Raw genomic sequence first — 20,139 nt, forward strand, 5'->3', positions numbered from 1 at the left:
GCAACCGTTACAGTGGTAGAAAATGAAGTTCCCGTAGCACAAACGCAAGACCTTACAGTCTCATTGAATGCAAATGGGCAGGCTTCAATTACACCTGCACAAATTGATAACGGGTCTACGGACAATTGTGGAATTACCGGTTACACACTTGACATCACTGATTTTACGTGTGCTGATTTAGGAGCCAATACTGTTACACTTACTGTAGAAGACGGTAGTGGTAATACACATTCTGCAACAGCCGTTGTTACCCTTGTTGATGATATTTCTCCGGTTCTTACCGCACAAAATGCGACAATAGAACTTGACGCGAATGGACAAGCTACGGTTTCACTGACCGACTTAAATGCACAAGCAACAGACAATTGTTCTCTTGAACCAATTACAATGGACATTTCTACTTTCGATTGTTCACATTTGGGAACACAAACGATCAACCTGGAAGTTGAAGACATGGCAGGAAATACAACAACAACTTCTGTTCAGGTAGTCATTGCGGATTATATGGCACCTACCGGAACCAGTCAGGATATCAGCATATCATTAGATGGAGCTTCCAGCGTAACTATTGATTGGACCGATCTTATTTCAAATGTACAGGATAACTGTGATTCGAATCCGGTTGTTACAATTAGTCAGGATGAGTTTACTGCTACGGGAGTTTACACTGTAACTATTACTCTTGAAGATGCAAATGGAAACAGCACAACGGAAACTGTACAAGTCACCGTTACTGATACAACCAATGCAGTAGATGAGTATTCAATCGAATTCAACATTTATCCAAATCCGACTACCGGATTTGTACAAATAACATCCAACCAATCTATTCAGCAGATCTATGTCTACTCCGTTTCAGGAGAGCTATTACTTTCGACACAAAATAATACATCAGTTGATTTATCTTTATTTGAAAGAGGGACATACCTGTTACAAATAGAAACAGAAACATCAAATTTCACCCGACGGATTATTAAACTGTAATGTCAATACAAAAAGGGCGGTTCAGAATCTGAACCGCCCTTTTTTCCGTTAAATTATTTTTCTATTTCTTAAATCGGAATGTATGTTCAAAGGCCTCTCCGCTTGTAATTTTCACAAGATAAATACCTTCTGCCATTTCATTCACGTTTACTACCTCATCCTGATCAGGGCTGATTACCCGAACAGATTGATGCATAACGCGCTGTCCAAGCATAGAAAACAACTGAATATCATACTCACCTTCCGGCATGTTTTCAAATCCAAGATTTAATGTCGTATTGATGGAATTATAATATCCTGACAAGTTTCGGGTTCCTTGTTCTTCCAAACCTAAGAAATTACAATTATCAACCAAAATAGTCGCTGTTACTGTTTCATCCTGTCCACATCCATTAGCTCCAACCAGTGTTACCGTGTACGTACCAGCCGCTGGGAAAGTAACAGTTTCAGTAGCATTGGATGATGTAGCCGGTGTTCCGCTCTCAAATGTCCAGGAATACGATGTTACATCCGACGAATTAATCATGCCGTCAAAAAGAACGGGTTCATTATAACATACAGAGGTTGAAGGCGTAAACACAATTTCCGCCTGTGGTGCACTTTCTACATACACTGTAACCTGTGAACTGGCTGTACAGGCTCCTTGTGTTGCCTCAATACTATACGTTGTCGTAGTTGAAGGAGTTGCAGTAACACTTGCTCCGGTAGTTGCCGATAAAGTTGCTCCCGGACTCCATGTATAACCGGCCGCTCCTGAAGCAGTAAGCGTGATGGACTCGCCCGGACATATATACTCATCCTGTGGCGTTACAGAAACGGATGGGGTCGCAACAACAGTTACTTCTGTAGAATCTATATCATAAAAACCACACTGATTGTTCGCTACCAAATAGGTCATATAACTACCCGGAGAATTAAAAATAAAATCCGCTGTAGTTTGATTAGAATACCCGTTAACGGTACCGTTTGCATACCATTCATTCGACACCGAGTTTGTGTTTGTTGAATTACTAAAAGAAATACTGCTTCCTGCACAAACCGTAGTAGAACTTAATTGCATCGTCGCCTGAACAGGGTATACTGTTGTCAATAAATGCATGTGCATTGCCTGTCTGGGAGCGGAAGCAAAAGTTGTCTCCAGATCATACCAACCTGCCGGAGCACTGAAAGAGTTTGGAGTCCCTAGATACATCCATGAATAATTCGGACGCCCTGTTACATCACCATTAAAGTCATGTGTATAAGCAATTACGTACTCCTGTCCGGAGGGTACCGGTTGCGGAACACTTATTCCTACATAAAAATCGCCTGTAATAAGATAAGGTGAATCAAATTCAACCATAGTCGGGTAGAATGATCCCGGTTGTCCCGGAACCGTTTGATTATCTTCTATTTCCTGTAAAGAAACAGTTTCGGAATGAACCACCGCACCCGGCATTCCTCCTGCATCGGACCAGACATTGACCGTTACAGTTGCTGCCGGATTATTAGTCGCACCTCTCACAAAATAAATGATCATTCCCTGAATAGAACTTCCTGCCGGGAATTCACTAGACTGGTACGCATCACAGTAAGCTGTAACTCCATCTGAGTTTGTTCCTCCCAGATAACTATTAGTAGACAACGAATAGGTATAAATTGTATCTGTCGGCAAGGTGTGAGAGATCGTATCACAACCTGTACTTGCATTTACCTGAATATACCCGGTCTTCGTTTCTGTATCCGTTCCATTTGCATTACTGACCTGAAGTGTCACAGGATAAGTTCCCGGAGCATTGTAGGTAATGTTCTGAGGATTCTGCGCTGTAGAACTTGCCGGAGTCCCCCCGGTAAAAGTCCAGGTCCATGAAGTAGGATTATAAATTGATAGATCAGTAAAATTCACACTCCCTCCCTGAGGAATAACTGTCAGGTTAGCAACAAAATCAGCTTCAGGAGCCCAGTCAAGAGAAGTTGACACACACGCCATCGCTGCCGAAGCGTTAACTCTTCCTGCTCCTAATGAAGAAGAAAAACTACCTGCTACCGGATCACAAGTTGACACAAGACAACTCTCAATATCATCCGGCGTAAGACCACTATTCATCGAGAGCATTAGTCCGGCAAGCCCGGCAACCATTGGAGAAGCCATTGACGTACCTTGCTTATTTCCATACAAGGAAGAAGAACCTGTAGGCAGTGTACTCAAAATTGATGTTCCCGGAGCAGCTACATCTACCCATCCAGATCCATTATCATAATTCGAAAAAGAAGCTTTGTTGTCCGATCCGTTTGTTGCTGCAACAGCTATTACGTGATCATAACCCGCCGGATAAAACACCGTATTTACATTATCGTTTCCACAGGCAGCAATCATTACTACTCCCTGATTATATCCATACGTAATAGCATTTTGGTAGGTTGTAGAATAACTTTCAGACCCAAACGACATATTGATCACATTCGCACCATTATCAATCGCGTAAAGTACTCCCTGAAGGGTTGCCGTGAGTGACGAGTTATCCGAGGCAGCCCGGATTCCCATTAGACTAACTCCATGACCAATCGACGCGATTCCTGTTCCGTTGTTTGATGCCGCACAAGCAATCCCCGCTACGTGCGTACCATGATCAAAGGAAGTTACCGGAGTTCCCGGCATAGGACTTCCTTCCTGTGAAGGAGTAGAAGTAGCAACGTTAACACCGTTTCGATCATCTACATATCCGTTTCCGTCATCGTCAATGCCATTTCCGGGAATCTCACCTGTATTTACCCACAAAACAGGACTCAGGTCAGGATGTGTAATATCTACCGCATCATCCACCACTGCGACGATTATATTGGCATTACCAGTTGTATAATTCCAGGCTGTTTCTGCCTGTATCTTAAATAATCCCCACTGGTTTCCCGGACCATATAACGGATCATTCGGAACAAGTGTTTTACGCATAAAAGGTACGCGCTCTGCGTACTCAACCTGTCCGAACTTCTCCAGTTCTTTAATGTAAGTATCCACATTATTGATATCGGAAAATTCTAATTGATAGGTTCTTCTTAAGGCTGGTGCTTTAAAACGGTCAAATGGCTTTGTTACTTTCACATTAGGGTTTCCTTCAAAAAAAGCAGCAAGGCATTTCAATTCTTCACGGGGAGTCAAAGGAGTTGTTTCACTTCCCTTTATCACCATTCTTTTCTCCAGAACAGCATCATCCTTTAGCTTAAACCAAACAACTCCATCCTGACTATTCGGATGAATTGTCTGTGCAATTGCAGCGAAACCAAAAGCCGTAGCAATTGCCAGTAGTAGTACTCTTTTCATAATTTTACAGTTTTAACTGCCTGAAAATACAATAAAAAGAAAAATTATGCAATAGCTCAAAAAAATAAAGGCCGGTTAAAAACCGACCTTTAATTACGCTATAAATTCGCTATAGGTTATTTCAAATCCTGAACAACAGTAATAAATTGTTCCGGAGTTTTATACCCCAATTCTCTTTTAATCAATTTTCCATCTCCGTCTACCCAAAGAAATGTAGGGTAAGCTGTTACTCGAAACATTCGGGATAGCATTGGTCCGTCTTCTGATTTCTCCATATCTATTTTCAGGTTGATAAATCGCTCATTGAAAATTTCACCAACTTTTTCATTGGAGAATGTATTTCTATCCATCATTTTACAAGGCCCACACCATGAAGCGTATGCATCAATAAAGATCAACTTCCCTGTTTTTTTTGCCTCGGCTTTTGCCTTCTCAAAACTTAAGTCGGAAAAATTGATTCCCTTCGCAGCTACAACTGCTTCTTTTTTGCTCCCTGTTGTGTTATCAGTTTCTGTCATTGTAAAACTGCATACTCCAACAGTAACCAAAACTAATGTCAATATTCCAACTACTTTTTTCATTCCTTATTTTTTTAGTTAATTTACAAAATTATTCCCGAAACGGGGATTTATTTTTGTTACTTCAGATACAAATGTCATTCCAAAACTGTGAATTTACAAATTTGTTATAATAACTGGTCAAAAAAAATGAATGACGAATTGGATTCCTTTCTTCTTGAATGGCATTCGGATTCTCCGTTTATTCGTCAAAGGACATCGGGATCAACAGGTGCTCCAAAAGTAATTGAGTTGCCCAAAACAAAAATGATCAGCTCTGCCCGAATGACACTTCAATTTTTCGGACTTCCTCCCGATTCTACTTTTTTGATTTGTCTCAATCCTGATTATATCGCCGGAAAAATGATGCTGGTTCGTTCGCTGACGAACCACGCAACCACTCTTCTGACAGCTCCTGAGTCTCCGCTCGATTTCCCGGATGAATTTCAAATTGATTTTGCAGCCATGGTTCCGTTGCAAGTTGAAAAATGTCTGAAGAACTCACCCGAAAAATTAAAAAAAATACAGACCGTTATTATCGGGGGAGCACCGGTAAGTGCCACTCTTGAAAAAGAGATTGCAGCAGCCGGAATTACAGCGTATGCCACATTTGGCATGACAGAAACTACCAGTCATATTGCTGTTCGTAAATTAGGTGACCCGAATACCTCTTACGAAGCAATCGGGCAAACCCATTTCAGCACAGGACCTGATGAACAGTTAATTATTTCATCACCTGAACTGGGAATAGACTATCTGGAAACAAATGATGTAGTTGAACTAATAGATGCAACTCATTTTATCTGGAAGGGAAGAAAAGATTTTGTTATCAACTCCGGCGGTGTTAAACTATTCCCCGAAGAAATTGAAAAGAAAATAGAAGCTGCCGGACTGGCCAAACGTTTTTTTCTATCCGGTATCCCGGATGAGAAGTTAGGTGAAAAAGCTGCTCTGATCATTGAAAGTGAAAGTCCGATTGATACCACTCCTTATATGGCACAACTAACAAAGTACGAAAAGCCAAAAGTAGTTTTGTTTACACCTCATTTCAGAATGACTGATTCCGGTAAGATTAATCGCCCTGAAACTTTAAAACTATTTACTTTTTGATTCCGGAAAAATACTATAGAATATTAGGAGTCTCTCGCAATGCTTCGCAAGAAGAAATAAAGCAGGCTTTTCGTAAACAAGCGCTGAAATACCATCCGGACAGAAATCCGGAAAAGGGTAACACTCAAAAATTTATTGCGATTAAAGACGCGTATGAAATTTTGTCCGGACAGAAATCTGTTCCTGGCCCCAAAAGAGTTTCTACCCCTCATCCTGCAAAAAACAGGGAAGAAATAATTCAGGAGGAGATTGAACGCAGGCGCAAAAGAGCCCGTGAACAATTTGAAAAAAAAGTATGGGCAAAAAAAGCTGAAGAAGAAGCATATATCCGAAAAATAACGCAAGGAAAACCCTACAAGTTATTTAGGGTTATCATGCTTCTCTCACTGCTAACCTCTCTCTTGTTATTTGTAGATCGTTTTCTACCCGGTAAACAACAGCAGGTGGAGATTACCCACATGAATGCGATGAGCGTGAAAGGAGGAATGCGTTTTCATCATATTATTCCTGCCCGGCTCAGTACGGGTGAATCGGTATGGATTAACGAAAAATTTCAATATACCATTCGATTCGGAAAAGAAATCCTGATTGAAAGGAGTCGTATCTTCAAAGAGATTAAACAATTCTCTATCCGGGAAGGGAGTTTTCAGGAAGTAAGTGTAACTGACTTTTCTGTTTTTGGGAGTTTTCCCTTTATCCCACTGCTTTTTCTGATTCCTCTTATTGCTTTTCTTGTCAAAGGAAGAAATATGCTTTATTCGCTTCTCTTTCACAGCAGTTTGTATCTGGGGATTCCCGGATTACTCATTTTCTATCTGTCCGGTGAGCGTCTGTTACAACTGTTTACGTTTATATAGCTTTCTTAATGGCTTTTCATCGCTCTGTCCATATCTCTTTTCGAGTCTTTGGCTTTCAGATCTTCGCGTTTATCGTGTAGCTTTTTACCTTGTCCCAATGCAATATTCAGTTTCGCCAGTCCTTTTTCGTTGATAAACAAATTAAGAGGAATAATCGAAAACCCCTTTACTTTGGATTTTTTGAAAAGTTTATCCAATTCCCTTCGGTTCAATAGTAACTTGCGATCTCTTCTGGGATTGTGATTGTAGTACGAACCGTTTTCATATTCGGCAATGTGCATATTCCGGATAAACAGTTCCTCTTTCTCAAAAACACAGTACGCCTCTACAATACTCGCCTTACTATTCCGGATACTTTTAATCTCAGTACCTGTAAGCTGAATTCCGGCTACGAACTTTTCAATAATCTGATATTCGAAATTAGCCCGTTTGTTTCTGATATTTACACCACTCTGCGACATAAGCTACAAAGGTAACAAATTACTTTATCGAAATCCCGAATTTCAGATGAACCGACTTACCCGATACATTCTTTTATGAAAAGCACCAACTCTTCCAATTCTTTTTCGGAATGATTCGAATGAATACAAATACGCAATCGCTCTTTTCCGGAAGGAACGGTCGGAGAAAATACAGCTTTCAGCGCCCATCCCCGTTGTTCAGCCTGCTCTACACAAGCTGTAAGTGTTAGTTTATCAGTACAGGGAATTACCTGAATTGGCCCCGGGTTTCCTTCAAAGTGTCGGTTCCAAACTGCAATGTTTGCAAAGAGTCTTTCTCTACGTTTATCCTCTTCTGCTGACAACCTGGTCATATACTCAATTCTTTCGTACGCATCAGGAGGCATTGCCGTTGTATAAATAAATGGTCTGGAAAAATTAATAAGAAATTCGATTAGCTTTTGGCTTCCTAAAACAGCTCCACCGTGTGCTCCAAACGCTTTACCAAAAGTTATAACACGGGCAAATAATGATGGATGATCTCTGAACGCATACGTCATACCTAATCCCTGCACGCCAAAAACACCACAGGCATGTGCCTCGTCTACAACAAGTAACGCTCCATAATCAGCTACAACACCTAGGATTTCCTCAACCGGAGCAAGGTCTCCATCCATCGAGTAATAACTCTCTATGGCTACGAAAACGGTTTTATCACGGTACTTCTGTAGTTTACCCGCAAGATCAGCAATATCATTGTGTTTGAAGGAAAAGCTCTCAGCAAAACTCAACCGTACTCCATCCCTAACAGACGCATGAACCAGTTCGTCATACAGTACAACCTCACCCTTTTGTGGAACACTGGAGAACAATCCCAGGTTAGCATCGTAACCGGAGTTAAAAATAAGTGCTTGTTCTGCTCCAAAAAGTTTCGAAATATGACTTTCAGCTTTTTCAGCACTTGCTGAATTACCTGATATTAAGCGAGATCCCGTCCCCGAATGCGAAAATGGCTCACTTTGAAAAGGAACCAAAGACAACCCCAAATAATCATTTGAAATAAAATCCGTCAACGGAGTTGTTACCCGCAATTTACGCAGACTTCCATCCAAATACCGGGAGGTCATTTTATGTAAAAAACGGGGGGACTTTATCATTCGGTCCACATGATTGTTTTTCCTTACCGGATACCTTTAAATGTCCGTGAAGTACTAAAGTGTATCTACTCGGGTTACTTTTCTCGGTTCAAATTTCTGTCCACGAGCCGCACTAAGTTCTGCTTCTCTTTCAGCAGCCTTTTGTTTCTTTTCTTCAAGAATCGGATCCGCTATCGTTACCGGTTTTTCGCCTTCCTGAAACGGCTCTTTTGCAATCAAACCAAGAATGCTAAACATTTCTTTATCCTCGTTAAACTCAGGGTTCGGCGTTGTAAGGAGTTTATCTCCTGCAAAAATACTTCCTGCTCCTGCCATAAAGCAAAGTGCCTGAGCTTCCATCGACATTTTTGTTCTCCCTGCTGATAGTCTGACAACAGACTGAGGAAAAGCAATTCGCGTAGTTGCTACCATACGAATCATCTCCCATTGTTCAACCGGTTTTTGTTGCTCAAGAGGTGTCCCTTCAACAGCAACTAAAGCGTTGATTGGAATAGATTCGGGTGGAGTCTCCATTTCCATATAACTTAACAACATCCCGATACGATCTTCAACCGCTTCTCCCATACCGATAATTCCCCCTGAACAAACAGAAATTCCTGCTTTTCGGGCATTATCTATGGTTTCCAAACGATCGTCATATTCTCGGGTTGAGATAATATCTTTATAAAATTCTCTGGAAGAGTCGAGGTTGTGATTGTACGCGAAAAGACCGGCATTTTTCAAACGAACTGCCTGCTCTTCTGACAACATTCCAAGTGTACAGCATACTTCCATATCCAGATCGTTAACCGCCTGAACCATTTCCACGACCTGATCAAAATCTCTGTTATCACGTACCTCTCTCCAGGCCGCTCCCATACACAATCTTGAAGAACCGTTTGCTTTTGCATTCTTAGCTTGCTCAACAACAGAATCTACAGTCATCAGTTTATGCGCTTCAACATCTGTATGATAACGCGCTGCCTGCGGACAATACCCACAATCTTCAGGACAACCGCCTGTTTTGATACTCAAGAGCGAAGACATCTGAACTTCTCTTGGGTTATGGTACTGACGATGAATCGTAGCGGCTTCAAAAACCAGTTCTAACAAAGGTTTGTTGTATAATTCCAGTAGTTTTTCGCGGTTATTATATGCTGTATTTACTTTCATCTGTTCTATATTATGAGGCAAATATAATTATTCTTCAGAGGTACAAAATGTTATCAGAACAAAACACTCACTCCTGCTTTGATTCCAAACACATATGATTTATGTATATACGGCCATTGTTTCTGATAGGTATTTGCCAATTGCCATCGCATTTCCGGGGTAGCGTAAATACCTACGTTTCTGCTAAAATTCCAACGGAATCCCAATGAAACAACTGCATCAATATTAAAAAAGTTAAAATTGTCCTTATACTTTGTTCGAATTGCTTCCGTAGTTCCAAACTCATTTTCCCGTTCCTCATTCGTTACCTGACTGAGAAACATTTTAGGGACAACTCCTGCCCCGACATGCAATTTAAAACGATCTCCATACTGAAATGCCAGATTCAACGGAATGCCGATGTAGTGATAGGTGTTTTTGTACGTATACACCGAATCTCCACCGGCTTCATAAAACTCACCATTACGATTAAACTCTACTCCCAGATCAAGAATTATATGTTTATGAAGATTCGTTCTGTACCCGATATGAAACGAGTAAAACCATCCACCGGTTTCATTCTCTCTCTCCCCAATAGGAGCACTGAAAAGCCCTGGATTTTCTTTCAGAGTTCTGTTCGCAAAACCGGGGGTAAACCCAAAGTATAATTCATCTCCAGACTTACGGATCAATTTTCCTTTTTTGTTGGTATAAACCATCATGGAATCGGAATCTGTATCTTCTTCCTGGGAAAATACTACCGGATTCAGGAATGTCGCCAGCACGAGTAGACTAAAAATTCTCTTCATAAAGGATAATGTCTTCAGAATATTCTTATTTTTAAGAATCAAAAGTAACGAAAAAAAATTTGACTTTATGGCACCTCGAACGACCAACGGTAAAAAGAAAAAATCTATTTTTAAGCGTATTCTGAAATGGGGGGCTATCTCTTTTATTCTCCTGTTGGCCGCATTAATTCTGATCCCGGTTTTTTACAAAGACAAAATACTGCAATTAGTTATTAAAGAAGCGAACAAGCAACTTACTGCAGAGCTCAGCATATCCGATTTTGACCTGACGATCATCAGAACGTTCCCTAAACTTACCATGGAATTAAACGAGGTAAAACTGGCAGGAAAAGATGATTTTAAAGGTGTTGAGCTTGTCAACCTGAAAGCGTTGGAAGCGAAATTAGACTTCTGGTCTGTGATCGGAGGAGATCAGATCGAAATTGAATCCATTAAGTTAATCGAGCCGCATATAAACGTAAAAGTACTACAAGATGGTCGTGCCAATTATGACATTGTCAAACCTGATTCGTTAAAAACTGAAGAAGAAATTTCAGAGCCTTCCAGTTTTAAATTGGCATTAAAATCGTATGAAATCAGCAATGGAGAAATCAGCTACCTGGATAAACCTGGAAATATGTCTGCCGTCATAGCAAATCTGAATCATTCGGGGAACGGAGACCTGACAGCCGAAACTGTGGATTTTGAAACTAAAACAACAGCTGATGCTATCACATTTATCATGGACGGGGTTCCTTATCTTGCTCAGGTTAAAACGGATGCAATTGTCAATCTCCTGATGGAATTCGGAGAAAAGAGTTCGAAGTTCACACTTAAAGAAAATGAGATTACACTAAATGCATTTAAAACTTCTTATGACGGGTATTTTGAAATGTTCGAAGACTATTACGATATGGATCTCAAACTGGATGCCAGCCGATCCACATTCAAAGAACTGATCTCTCTTATCCCAAGTGTGTTCCAAACCGGGTATGAATCTATGCTGACAAAGGGTTCATTCGCACTGAACGGAATGGTGAAAGGAAAAATGACAGACACAGAACTTCCTGCATGGGATTTCAATCTGAATGTAGACAATGCTTCTTTCCGTTATCCGGATCTTCCTTCCGGGTTTGAAAAAATCACTATTCGGGCAAATACAAAACGTGAACAGGGAGCTAATCTGGATAATATCAAAGTCGATATTGATAAGTTTCATACGGAGTTTATCGGTAATACAATAGATGCCAACTTAAAGCTTCGCACGCCTATGTCTGATCCGAATATCGGGTTAAACCTCCTTGCTAAAGTAGACCTGGCTTCTTTAGAGAAAGTTATGCCGGTTGCCGAAGGAGAGTCGTATAACGGTAAGCTGGATGCGGATCTTAAGCTAGCCGGAAAAATGTCATCGATTGACAATGAGCAGTACGAAGATTTTAATGCAGAAGGATGGTTAATTCTAAAAGATGTTTTATACAATTCTCCTGATCTGGGGAAAGAAGTTTCGGTTGAGTCAATGCATTTCTCATTTAACCCTAAAAACCTGGCTATGGAAGAAATGCAGGCTAAAATGGGGAATTCTGATTTTGCCATGAAGGGAACCATTGATAATTATCTGGGGTACGCACTTCGTGACGAAACGCTTACAGGAAGTTTTGATTTCAAATCATCCCTGCTTGATCTGGATGAAATTATGGGGCTATCTTCTTCTGATGAAGAATCTTCTACAGCATCAACGGAAACAGCTACTGAACCCGCAGCATCTGGTTCTTCAGAAGATGCTCCCGTTTCTATCCCCGACAACATTGACTTCAATCTGAATACAGCTGTTGCCAAAATTAAATACGATGGTATGGAGATTGATAATTTCCGTGGAAATGTAAAACTGAAGGAGTCTGTTGCTTCACTGAACGATGTGCAAATGAATACCATGGGTGGAACAGTTGGTATGAAGGGAAGTTTTGACACAAAAAATCCAGAGAAACCGCATATCAATTTGGGGTATGACCTGAAAGACCTTGATATCAAACAACTCGCTGATAATTTTCTTACGGTAGAAAAACTGGCTCCGATCGCAAAATACGCACAAGGGAAAATTTCGACTTCGCTTTCTATGGAAGGAGATATGACAAAAGACCTTGACATTAACCTGGAGTCGCTAACGGGTAGTGGTAATTTCTTTACAAATAAAATCACGGTTTCAGGATTTGAACCTTTAACCAAATTGGCCAACGAATTAAAAATCCCTAAACTCAGTTCACAAACACTGGACAATGTACGCGCCAGTTTCGAGTTTGAAGACGGAAAAATGTTTGTCAAACCGTTCAACCTTAAACTTGGAAAAATCACTTCTGATATTGAAGGCTGGACTTCCTTTACCACAGACATCGACTACAAAATGAAAATGAATGTTCCGAAAGATCAGGTCCCTGCAGAAATGATCAAAGTAGTTGAACAGGCAATCGGCAAAGTCAACAACGTTGTTCCGCAACTAAATGTAAAAGGACTACCCGATATTATTCCTGTGAATGTCAATGTGGGAGGAACAGTTATGAAACCTGTTATTAAAACCAACTTCAAAGAGAGTTTGATGGAAGCAACAGGTAATCTGAAAGATCAGGTAAAAGATTTGGTAGAAGACAAAATTGAAGAAGTAAAAGACACGGTAACCAAAGTAATCAAAGACAAAGTTGAAGATGTTAAAGAAGATCTGATTGAGCAGAAAAACAAAATTATGGCAGATGCTCAAAAGCAGGCGGACAAGATCAAAGCAGAAGCAAAAAAACAAGCGGATGTAATTCGTGCAGAAGCTGACAAACAGGCAAAAGCACTCGTTGACGGAGCGAAGAATCCTATCGAGAAAAAATTGCGTGAGAAGTCAGCTGAAGAACTTCGAAAGCAGGCAGATGATAAAGCCGGAAAGCTAGAGACGGAAGCAGCTAAACAAGCGGACAAGATAATGGCTGAGGCAAAATCCCGGGCAGATAAGTTGAATTAGTATGACCCAAAACCGGATCTGTATATCGGTTATTGGTTGTGGTAATGTAGGAAATGCTTTAGCACTTCTTCTGTTAAACAGAAGTAAGCAACCTGTCGATTTGAATATCATGGAACCGGACAGCAGGAACGATGGTAGAATTCTGGAACTTCAACATATTGCTGCTTTATATGGATGTCACACAATTAGCAGAAATAATAGCGAAAAACTCCACAGTGCTCAGGTAGTATTTCACACCGCGGGAACAGGAAAAAAGATAACCGGAGATCGTATGGAAGTTGCCGAAGATAATGTCCGCTTGACACGTGAACTGTTTTTGGGAACAAAATTTAAGTACTCACCTCATATAGTAGTATTAAGTAATCCTGTTGACATCATTACTTATTTTGTTCAACGCTATACGACTGCTGCTCCCGGAAAAGTTTTCGGAACGGGTACCATGTTAGATTCCGCCCGCCTTTCATCCCTTTTGATAGAACAGGGGTACACGACAAGGCCTATCCGCGCATTTGTAGTAGGAGAACATGGCAACACAATGGTTCCTTTATTCTCCCGGATCAGCGAAATTACACTCCGTCCCGAGGAACAGAAATACATTGAAAAGGAAACGGTTTATGCAGCACAGAGGATTAAACAAACACAGGATGCCACTTTTACAGGAGTAGCATCCTGTGCTCTATTTTTGATGAACTATCTTTTGAAAGCGGATCAATCCAGTCCTTTTCCGTATCCCGTTTGTTGTCAAACGGATAAAACATTAAACACATTTTTGGGACTAAAGGAATCTATTGCCCTGAGTTGGTTTTACACAACCAATGGGAGCTCGTATTTCCCTTTTGAGTGTAATTCAAAAGAAGTGTCAGCCCTTAAAAACTCCGCTAACTATGTATCTGAAGTCATCCGACAATTAAAAGAAAAAGGATACTAAACCGTATCTCAATCAAAAAAGAAAGCGGTTCTCATCTGATTATCGGGAACTCCAATGATATTATTGATATAATCTTTCTTCTCCACTAATTCCCCTTTTTTTATATATCCACTTCCCTGAGGCATACACACTCCCCAGGCACCGGATTGTGTACAATCATCAAGGCTTGTAATTTTAACCGCCGTGTGATCTTCAACGATAATAACAAAATGCTTATGATTAGCCGCTTCTTCCAGTATATCCGGCATAGACTCTTTCGTCAAATTCAAAGTTTCCGATGCGTACCTGTGCGCTTCATCCATAAGTTCCATAATAGGAGAAACTCCCTCTACAGATTCCAATGAAGAAACATCATTCAGGAAATTAATGATAACCTCATTTGAGACCTCTTCGTCACTCTCTCCTCCCCCTCCGGAACAATTAAACAATAGTGGTGTAGCCAGTAGTAAAATAAATAGTTGATTTTTCATTGGTAATCTTTATTTTGGTTTTTGTGTTTACATAAGACAGTAAGTAGATTAATTTTCACTAGAAATTGCGGCTTCTTAGTTCTTTCTCCATAATTCTCTGAATTTCCGCTGCCTTTTCCCTTGCAGCTTCCGCAAAATCAGTTCCATTTGATGCATAAATAATTCCTCTTGAAGAGTTCACCAACAGACCACAGTCTTCGTTCCACCCGTAACGGGTAACGTCTTCCAGAGAGCCTCCCTGCGCTCCTACTCCGGGCACAAGAAAGAAATGATCGGGAACCAGTTTTCGCACCTCACCAATTCCTTCTGCGCGGGTCGCCCCCACCACAAACATGGTATTATCCGGAGTACCCCATCGGGTTGTTTTCTCCAATACTTTCTCAAACAATCGCTTTCCTTTCGCATCACTGATCATCTGAAAGTCCAAAGCACCCGCATTAGAAGTTAACGCCAGCACTATAGCCCATTTACCCGGGAATTCAAGAAATGGGGTTATCGAATCCTCCCCCATATAAGGCGCTATCGTTACCGAATCACACCCCAGGTACTCAAAAAATGTTTTTGCGTAATAGGTCGATGTGTTTCCTATATCTCCCCGCTTGGCATCTGCAATTGTGAAGATATCTTCCGGAATGTATTCCAGTGTTTTTCTTAGTGATTCCCATCCTGCTGGTCCCTGACATTCGTAAAACGCCAAATTGGGTTTATACGCAACACAATAATCTTTAGTCGCGTCAATAATTCGTTTGTTAAACTCAAAAACCGGATCTTCCGTCTCTTTCAAAAAGTCCGGAATTTTATTGATATCCGTATCCAGTCCCACGCAAAGGAAAGACTGTTTCTTTCTGATCTGTTCAATAAGCTCTTTTCGGGTCATTTTATACCTGTTCGCCTTTCATGCGCTCCGCATTCTCGGCCATTTTTAACGCGTCTATCATCTCCTGGATATCTCCATTCATAAACGCTGATAAGTTGTAAATCGTTTTTCCTATACGGTGATCAGTAATACGCCCCTGAGGATAATTGTATGTTCTGATCTTTGCAGACCGATCCCCGGTAGAGACGAGTGATTTCCGTTGTGCTGCCCGTTCCTCATTTTTCTTATCCAACTCTTGTTGGTACAATCTTGAACGCAGTACAGAAATCGCTTTTTCAAGGTTCTTGTGCTGAGATCTACCATCCTGACACTCTACTACTATTCCCGTAGGAAGGTGAGTCAGACGTATTGCCGATTCTGTTTTGTTTACGTGCTGTCCTCCTGCTCCACTGGCACGAAAAGTATCCCGCTTTACATCTGTCATGTTCAATTCCACATCCACTTCTTCTGCTTCGGGAAGAACGGCAACTGTGATTGCTGAAGTATGCACCCGTCCTTGCGACTCTGTTTCAGGAACCCTTTGTACGCGGTGTACACCTGACTCAAATTTCAGTGTACCGTACACCCCTTCTCCGGTAATATTCATGGCAATCTCCTTGTATCCCTTTGTTCCTCCTTCATTGGAGTTGATCACTTCGTATGACCAGCCTTTCTCCTTGAGGTACATTGTATACATTCTAAAGACATCTTCCACAAAGATACAAGCTTCATCTCCTCCGGTTCCTGCACGCAATTCGACAATTACGTTCTTATCATCTTCAGGGTCTTTCGGGATCAGTAAAAACTTGATCTGTTCTTCCAGTTCTTCCTTTTTCGGTTCAAGTTCATCCAACTCCATACGTGCCATTTCCCGAAACTCAGGATCTTCTTCTGTTTCCAGTACTTCACGCGAACTCTTTATGTTTTCTACCGTATTCTTATACGCTTTATAGGCTACAACAATCTCCTCAAGGTCTTTGTATTCCTTGTTGAGTTTGACATATCGTTGCATGTCTGCAATAATATCAGGATCGGTAATTAACGTTCCCACTTCCTGAAACCGTACCTGAATCAGTTCTAATTTATCCAGTAAATCCTGCATATCTTTATTCGTAAGTAAATTCTCCGAATTCGGAGCGTATCGTTAATTTCTTTCCTTCAAATGCCTCACAACGTCCGACAACTTTTGCACGGATATTAAAGCCCGCTGCTATTTCCGTTATAGAATCAACTAAAGATTCATTAACATACAGTTCCATACGGTGCCCCATATTGAAGACTTTGTACATTTCCTTCCATTCCGTACCCGACTGTTCCTGTATTGTTTTGAAAAGAGGCGGAACCTCAAATAAGTTATCTTTAATAACGTGAAGATTATTTACAAAATGTAACACTTTCGTTTGCGCTCCCCCTGAACAATGAACCATTCCGTGAATATCAGCACGGTGTTTATCCAGTATTTTCTTAATTACAGGAGCGTACGTACGTGTAGGTGAGAGTACAAGTTTCCCGGCATCAACCGGAACACCTTCTACTTTATCCGTCAGTTTCAGCTTACCTGAATAAACCAATTCATCCGGTACCTGCGGATCAAAACTCTCGGGATACTTTTCAGCAAGTTCTTTGGCAAATACATCATGACGTGCAGATGTAAGTCCGTTACTTCCCATTCCCCCGTTGTATTCCTTCTCGTAGGTTGCCTGTCCAAATGACTCCAGTCCGATGATTACATCTCCCGGACGGATTTTATCGTTGGATATCACATCCGAACGCTTCATACGAGCAACTACAGTAGAATCGACAATAATGGTACGAACAAGATCCCCTACATCCGCCGTTTCTCCGCCGGTAGAATAAATCCCTATTCCCATTTCGCGCAGTTCTGCAAGAAGTTCTTCTGTTCCGTTGATGATAGCCGCAATAACGTCTCCACTAATCAGGTTCTTGTTTCGCCCGATAGTAGATGAAAGTAAAATCTGATCTGTGGCTCCGACACACAAAAGATCATCTATATTCATAATCAAGGCATCCTGCGCAATACCTTTCCACACAGAAATATCTCCGGTTTCTTTCCAGTACATATACGCCAAAGAGGACTTTGTACCTGCTCCATCAGCATGCATAACAACACAGTGATCTTCTGATCCGGTAAGCATATCCGGAATGATTTTACAGAATGCCTGAGGGAATAATCCCTTGTCAACATTCTTTATTGCGTTATGTACTTCTTCTTTTCCGGCGGAAACTCCGCGCAAATTATATCTTGTATCGGCCATAATTCAAGTAAAATGCAAAAATAAAAAAAGCACCCCACAACGGGATGCTTTTTCTAAAGTATCTCTATTCTTATTCTTCTGTTTGTTCTACCTCACCTGTTTCTCCCTCTTCACCTTCCGGTTTTTCAGGTTCAGGTACGTAGTCGAAACTTACCACTTCTCCTTCAGTACGACGGTTAAACTGGTGCAGTTTTTCGAATATTTCTTTTTCATTTCTCTTGAACTTGTTAATGTAGCTTTCAACCAGTTCGATTTCTTCAGCTCCTGCATCAGCTTTTGGCTCATCAACCAGATACTCTCCGTTCAACAACCAAACAGTTCTAGGATCATCCTCTCCACGTCCTTCTGCTACCAAACGCTTAGGATCAACTCCTTTTTCTTCTACAAGGTACTTCACACAAGACTCAGCACGTTTCTGTGCCAACGTTCTGTTTGAAGAAGCCGAACCTCGCGCATCCGTATGCGAAGTCAGTTTAATAACCAAACTTGGGTATTCCTGAAGCAGATCATATACGTAGTTCAGGGAATCCTTAGAATTGATTTCTTCGTTTACCAAAAGATCCCACTTACCAAGTGCGTAACGCACCTCAGGCAAACGAATCGGACGTTTTGGTAATAGTGCAATCTCTTTAATAAAGTCCATATCCTGCTCAAGACCTACGGTAGAAATCCCTCCTGAGTTTGGATAGTATCCCTGATCTCCTTCTCCGAAAAGACTGGCTTCGATCAGGTATTCTGTGTTTTCATTAATGTAACGTGAATCATCCGGCTTTTTCTCAAAATACACTTCTCCAAGATCATTGGTTATTCCTTCCCAACTTGATCCGTCAGAACCTGTAATTTTCACCGTTGCGTTTTCAATTCGTTTTCCTTTTCCTTTAGAATCAGACTCCGAAATAATCACTTTCAAAGTAAACAAGTTTGGAGGCAAATTATAGGACCAGATATCATCTGTATACTCTCCCTGAGAATCTGTAGATTTTCTGTTCGAAGTAAAGTACCCGTTTCTTGCATCAATCTCAATCAAACCAAAATCATTGGAAACAGAATTGATCGGGAACCCAAGGTTTTGCGGTTTTGTCCACTTGTATTCCTCTCCTACTTTTTCAGCTCTGAAGATATCAAGTCCTCCCATTCCAAGATGACCATCCGAAGCAAAGTAAAGTGATCCGTCCTCACCGAATGTAGGGAACAGTTCGTTTCCTTCAGTATTGATTTCAGGCCCCATATTGACCGGTGCTGACCATGAATCCGAACGACGGTCGTATGTCGTATACCAAAGGTCACGACCTCCCTGACCACCGAACATATCAGAAGCAAAAATCAGGAATTTCCCGTCAGGAGACACACAAGGATGTCCTACAGAAACAGTATCCCCTTCTTTTCCTTCCGGCTTCAATGGCAATTTCTTTGGCTCTTCCCAACCTCGTGCTCCAAGCTCAGACATCCAGATATCACATCCCAGATTTTGTTTTTTCAAATTCGGACAACGTGTAAAGAACATGGTTTTGAAACGTCCGTCAAAACAAAGTGACCCTTCGTTGTCTATTGTATTTACATTTTCCCCGGTAATCAACTGAGGTTGGCTAAAGTTTCCTTTTTTATCAATTTTAGTTACCCAAAGATCCATATAACTCTCACACGTTCTCGGGTCCTTATCTGAACCTGTCGATCCCGGACGCGAAGATGAGAAATACAATTCAGTTCCTTTACGATTACCAATCATCGGCGTCATATCGTACTCCGGCTTATTGATTTTAGACTCGTTCTTTACCGTGTAACGCGTTCTGTTCGCCTTGTACGACTTGGCCAACTTAACAGACTCCAGGCCTCTTTTTGCGATCTTATCTCCGGAAACCAGTTTAAGATACTCGTTATAATTTTCTTCCGCAGGATTGAAATCTCCCATTGCACGGTACATTTCAGCATTGTAGAAATACACCTTAGGCTCTACTTCGTAATATCGTAACAAGATAGCCTTGTCATACCAATCCGTTGCATACGAAAAGTTTTCAGTCAGACGGTGGCACTCTGCTGCCATAAAAGCCATATCACCTTTCAAACGTTTTGCTTTATCGGATTTCGGATTGATTTTCCCGTAAGCTAATTCACATTTTTCGGCTCCTTCACAATAATTTTCGCTTTGAAAATAGAACTTCGCCTCATCAATGTATTTCTGTTGTGCCAAAGAGATAGTAGCAAATACAAATAATAAGCTGGTTAATAAATATCGTTTCATAGACTGTATTTTAACACAAAATTGTCACGAAAAAACGGATAATTTTGATA

General features: G+C 41.0%; 16 protein-coding genes and 1 pseudogene. 5 read left to right on the forward strand and 12 right to left on the reverse strand.

Translation table 11 applies throughout. The annotated features are described in order from the left end of the window. Nucleotides 1–984, forward strand: a 984-nt coding sequence (locus tag AC4PL9_RS11465; protein WP_491604892.1) for a T9SS type A sorting domain-containing protein, incomplete at its 5' end; no start/stop codon positions are given. A gap of 61 nt (nucleotides 985–1,045) precedes the next feature. Here the strand turns inward: AC4PL9_RS11465 and AC4PL9_RS11470 are convergent. The 3 genes and pseudogenes from AC4PL9_RS11470 to AC4PL9_RS11480 form a co-directional block, all read right to left on the reverse strand. Next, nucleotides 1,046–2,953, reverse strand: coding sequence for a PKD domain-containing protein (locus AC4PL9_RS11470; RefSeq protein WP_491604915.1), 1,908 nt, complete (start codon nucleotides 2,951–2,953; stop codon nucleotides 1,046–1,048). A gap of 36 nt (nucleotides 2,954–2,989) precedes the next feature. Further along, nucleotides 2,990–3,802, reverse strand: a pseudogene (locus AC4PL9_RS11475) (S8 family peptidase); the annotation flags it as partial. A gap of 596 nt (nucleotides 3,803–4,398) precedes the next feature. Next, complete coding sequence (locus AC4PL9_RS11480) at nucleotides 4,399–4,863, reverse strand: thioredoxin family protein (RefSeq protein ID WP_491604893.1); 465 nt, start codon at nucleotides 4,861–4,863, stop codon at nucleotides 4,399–4,401. 126 nt (nucleotides 4,864–4,989) lie between these two features. Between AC4PL9_RS11480 and AC4PL9_RS11485 the strand changes: the two genes are divergently transcribed. Together AC4PL9_RS11485 and AC4PL9_RS11490 are read left to right on the forward strand one after the other, a co-directional pair. Further along, a complete protein-coding gene (locus AC4PL9_RS11485; protein ID WP_491604894.1) occupies nucleotides 4,990–5,949 on the forward strand; it encodes an AMP-binding protein in 960 nt (319 codons plus the stop codon). After that, nucleotides 5,946–6,806, forward strand: coding sequence for a J domain-containing protein (locus tag AC4PL9_RS11490; RefSeq protein ID WP_491604895.1), 861 nt, complete (start codon nucleotides 5,946–5,948; stop codon nucleotides 6,804–6,806). Before AC4PL9_RS11485 ends, AC4PL9_RS11490 begins: the two co-directional genes overlap by 4 nt. A gap of 5 nt (nucleotides 6,807–6,811) precedes the next feature. Here the strand turns inward: AC4PL9_RS11490 and smpB are convergent, their stop codons facing one another. Genes smpB through AC4PL9_RS11510 form a run of 4 tightly spaced genes read right to left on the reverse strand, consistent with a single transcriptional unit; the run spans nucleotide 6,812 to nucleotide 10,343 of the window. Beyond that, entirely contained in the window at nucleotides 6,812–7,267 is a 456-nt protein-coding gene (gene smpB / locus AC4PL9_RS11495) for an SsrA-binding protein SmpB (protein ID WP_343785524.1), read from the reverse strand. 56 nt (nucleotides 7,268–7,323) lie between these two features. Continuing rightward, nucleotides 7,324–8,403 carry an aminotransferase class I/II-fold pyridoxal phosphate-dependent enzyme gene (locus AC4PL9_RS11500; RefSeq protein WP_491604916.1) on the reverse strand — a complete coding sequence of 360 codons (1,080 nt, stop codon included), beginning with the start codon at nucleotides 8,401–8,403 and terminating at the stop codon, nucleotides 7,324–7,326. 54 nt (nucleotides 8,404–8,457) lie between these two features. Next, nucleotides 8,458–9,555, reverse strand: a complete 1,098-nt coding sequence (gene bioB / locus AC4PL9_RS11505; RefSeq protein WP_491604896.1) for a biotin synthase BioB — start codon at nucleotides 9,553–9,555, stop codon at nucleotides 8,458–8,460. A gap of 53 nt (nucleotides 9,556–9,608) precedes the next feature. Next, the gene (locus tag AC4PL9_RS11510) at nucleotides 9,609–10,343 is read right to left on the reverse strand and encodes a hypothetical protein (RefSeq protein WP_491604897.1); all 735 of its coding nucleotides are present in this window, start codon (nucleotides 10,341–10,343) and stop codon (nucleotides 9,609–9,611) included. Between the two features lie 67 nt (nucleotides 10,344–10,410). On the opposite strand from AC4PL9_RS11510, the gene AC4PL9_RS11515 reads away from it, so the two are divergent. After that, complete coding sequence (locus AC4PL9_RS11515) at nucleotides 10,411–13,320, forward strand: AsmA family protein (RefSeq protein ID WP_491604898.1); 2,910 nt, start codon at nucleotides 10,411–10,413, stop codon at nucleotides 13,318–13,320. A gap of 1 nt (nucleotide 13,321) precedes the next feature. Beyond that, nucleotides 13,322–14,248, forward strand: coding sequence for a lactate/malate family dehydrogenase (locus AC4PL9_RS11520; protein ID WP_491604899.1), 927 nt, complete (start codon nucleotides 13,322–13,324; stop codon nucleotides 14,246–14,248). 8 nt (nucleotides 14,249–14,256) lie between these two features. On the opposite strand, the gene AC4PL9_RS11525 is transcribed toward AC4PL9_RS11520, so the two are convergent. The 5 genes from AC4PL9_RS11525 to AC4PL9_RS11545 form a co-directional block, all read right to left on the reverse strand. Beyond that, on the reverse strand, nucleotides 14,257–14,718 hold the full coding sequence (locus AC4PL9_RS11525; protein WP_491604900.1) for a hypothetical protein: 462 nt from the start codon (nucleotides 14,716–14,718) through the stop codon (nucleotides 14,257–14,259). 58 nt (nucleotides 14,719–14,776) lie between these two features. Further along, complete coding sequence (gene pyrF, locus AC4PL9_RS11530; RefSeq protein WP_491604901.1) at nucleotides 14,777–15,595, reverse strand: orotidine-5'-phosphate decarboxylase; 819 nt, start codon at nucleotides 15,593–15,595, stop codon at nucleotides 14,777–14,779. A 1-nt stretch (nucleotide 15,596) separates the two neighbouring features. Next, complete coding sequence (gene prfA / locus AC4PL9_RS11535) at nucleotides 15,597–16,676, reverse strand: peptide chain release factor 1 (protein ID WP_491604902.1); 1,080 nt, start codon at nucleotides 16,674–16,676, stop codon at nucleotides 15,597–15,599. A 4-nt stretch (nucleotides 16,677–16,680) separates the two neighbouring features. After that, nucleotides 16,681–17,850, reverse strand: a complete 1,170-nt coding sequence (locus AC4PL9_RS11540; protein ID WP_491604903.1) for an AIR synthase related protein — start codon at nucleotides 17,848–17,850, stop codon at nucleotides 16,681–16,683. Nucleotides 17,851–17,920: 70 nt separating this feature from the next. Continuing rightward, nucleotides 17,921–20,089, reverse strand: a complete 2,169-nt coding sequence (locus AC4PL9_RS11545; RefSeq protein ID WP_491604904.1) for an OmpA family protein — start codon at nucleotides 20,087–20,089, stop codon at nucleotides 17,921–17,923. Nucleotides 20,090–20,139: the final 50 nt, after the last annotated feature.

Source organism: Wandonia sp., assembly GCF_984588085.1.